This is a genomic window from Stieleria sedimenti, assembly GCF_025060895.1.
Classification (GTDB): domain Bacteria; phylum Planctomycetota; class Planctomycetia; order Pirellulales; family Pirellulaceae; genus Stieleria; species Stieleria sedimenti.
In genome coordinates, this window is record NZ_JANZKV010000396.1 from 1 (window position 1) to 1185 (window position 1185).

At 53.2% G+C, this 1185-nt stretch carries 2 protein-coding genes; both read left to right on the top strand.

Annotation, left to right across the window (positions count from 1 at the left end):
• Window positions 1–439, top strand: a 439-nt coding sequence (locus tag NZK35_RS34190) for a hypothetical protein (RefSeq protein ID WP_259637015.1), incomplete at its 5' end; no start/stop codon positions are given.
• 118 nt (window positions 440–557) lie between these two features.
• Window positions 558–929 (top strand): hypothetical protein, encoded by a 372-nt coding sequence (locus tag NZK35_RS34195; RefSeq protein ID WP_259637016.1) that lies wholly within the window; start codon window positions 558–560, stop codon window positions 927–929.
• Window positions 930–1185: the final 256 nt, after the last annotated feature.

Consider the following 1185-nt stretch of genomic DNA (forward strand, 5'->3'; position numbering starts at 1 on the left):
GATAGATCGCATTTCGTTATTTGATTTGATTAGGCCTCCCCGAATGCCATTTGTCCTTGGTAGAGCTGATTCGGCGTTTGACTTCGACGCACTCGTGCAGCGTCTCCGTGAAGCGTTCCCTCAGACAACCACTATTTCCGATGATTACTACGCGGACCGAGTAAGCCGCGAAAAAGCGATCGCACGACAACAGGGAATGCCTGTGGACTGTGCTCCGATCCGCAGTACCCAACAGGCCGCCCTCAAACATGGGACGCAGCGTCACCTTTCGATTGCAATATCTAATGAAACGACGCTTGACACACGAATCGACAAAATGGGGATACTGGCCGTCGGCGGACAGGACACGGTAAAATGCCGAAACGAAATTCAGAAACTGATCGACATCTTGACTACGTTTCCGCTGCAAATCGAAGCAAGCTGGGATGGCGACAAATAACAAAGCGGTGAACCGAAGCCGCCGATGACGCGTTTTTTGAGATCATAGTTTCTTGGCGGCGGCTCGGTTACCGCTGCCGTTATCGCAATTAGAGATTCGATTTTTCGCGGCAATGCCAATGCTTTCGCAAGATGATCGAGACGAACTTGACTTCGACAAGATCGGCCCAATACTCGAATCCTTGGTTGGCTCCGATCGGGTTACGGATGCTGAACGCCGAGCGATTGATCTCTGCGCGCGAGCAGCTGTCGATTTCATGCAGGCTAAACACAGCGTAACGATGGATTCGTTCTACGCACGCTACGACATCCAACAACATGCCGCAAAATCCAAGTCGGATTGGCTGAGACGTCACCAGGATGCGAGGGCAGGTGAAATGGCTTTTATTGCGACGAAATGGTATGTTACTTCCCACGATCCCGACGGGCGTCTTCAGCTGACGGAAGTTGCCGACGCTTGGTGGCCCGAAGGGATTGACGAGAGGCGATAACCATGGCATCCACCGAAGATCGCGAGTCGGCGTTTTCAAAGTGTCGGATCTATCGCGCGATCTCGGTGATGCCTGCCGTTCGCGCTGCTAACCGACGCCAGACTGCCACGGCCTACGTCTTCTTTTGTGTCTTCTCGTGCTTTTGTGGCAATTGATCTGCTGCGGTTTGACTGGTGCGCTGACGTACATGCTGGAAGGAGCTCACGCAAAGTCGCCAAGCCGCAAAGATTAGGACCGGGTGCGATCCGCGTAATGC